Source organism: Jatrophihabitans lederbergiae (assembly GCF_031845305.1).
In the GTDB taxonomy this organism is placed as follows: Bacteria; Actinomycetota; Actinomycetes; order Mycobacteriales; family Jatrophihabitantaceae; genus Jatrophihabitans_A; species Jatrophihabitans_A lederbergiae.
Genome location: NZ_JAVREH010000172.1, coordinates 1 through 1,222 on the forward strand (window position 1 = coordinate 1; position 1,222 = coordinate 1,222).

1 protein-coding gene is annotated in these 1,222 nt (G+C 64.6%); it reads left to right on the forward strand.

All coding sequences use genetic code 11. The annotated features are described in order from the left end of the window. The first annotated feature begins 51 nt into the window (after positions 1 to 51). Complete coding sequence (locus tag RM423_RS24795) at positions 52 to 1,206, forward strand: IS30 family transposase (protein ID WP_311425705.1); 1,155 nt, start codon at positions 52 to 54, stop codon at positions 1,204 to 1,206. The last annotated feature ends 16 nt before the right edge of the window (positions 1,207 to 1,222 follow it).

The window sequence follows — 1,222 nt, forward strand, 5'->3', positions numbered from 1 at the left end:
CCTTGGGTTCTCGCGGTGATCGCAACACCTGACTGAGTGGAGGTGTTGACCATGCGGTTCGCTAATCACATGATCACGGAGAACGTGCAGGTGTTTTGGGCCGAGTTGCAGCGTGGCGAGTTCATCAGCGACGCGGCGGTGGCGGCGGGCACGTATCGCAAGCAGGGCACTCGATGGGTGATTGCCAACGGTGGTGTGCGCCCTCGCCGTGGGCGTGGCTTGAAGGGCCGGTGTCTGTCGTTCGCCGAGCGCGAGCAGATCGGGCTGGCGCGTGCGGCGGGCACGTCCGTGCGGTCGATCGCCGCGCAGTTGGAGCGCAGTCCGTCCACGATCAGCCGGGAGCTGCGGCGCAACCGGGAGATCAGCGGCGGCTACCTCGCCAGCTCGGCGCACGCGATGGCCTATCACCGCGCGTCGCGGCCGAAACCGGCGAAGCTGGCGACGAACATGGCGCTGCGGGCCAAGGTCGAGCAGGATCTTCAGAAGAAATACTCACCGGAGCAGATCACCGGCCGGCTACGAATCGAGTTCCCCGACGACCCGGAGATGCGGGTGTCACCGGAGACCATCTATCAGTCGCTCTACGTGCAGTCCCGGGGCGCGTTGCGCCGGGATCTGGTGGTGTGTCTGCGGAGCGGACGGGCGTTGCGGCGGCCGAGCCGCAAGCCCGGTCAGCGCAAGAACCGCATCCCGAACATGATCAATATCGTCGAGCGTCCGGCCGAGGTCGAAGACCGGGCGGTGCCCGGCAACTGGGAGGGCGATTTGATCATCGGCAAGCAGAACCAGACCGCGATCGGCACCCTCGTTGAGCGGCGGACCGGCTACACGATGCTGCTGCACCTGCCCGACGGTTACAAACCCGAACAGGTCCGTGACGTCCTCGCAGCGAAGATCAAGGCACTGCCCGAGTTGCTGCGCCTGTCGCTGACCTGGGATCAAGGACCGGAGATGCGCGACTGGAAGAACGTCTCCATCGATGCAGGTATTGACATTTACTTCTGCGATCCGCACTCGCCCTGGCAGCGAGGGACGAACGAAAACACGAATGGCCTGCTGCGCCAATACTTCCCGAAAGGCACCGACCTCTCGATCCACTCCGCCGAGGACCTCGACTGGGTCGCCCAGGAACTCAACGACCGCCCCCGCAAACGGCTAGCGTTCAAGAAGCCGAACGAACTGATCGGCGACCTGCTGTTGCAATGACCGCCAGAATCCGCCG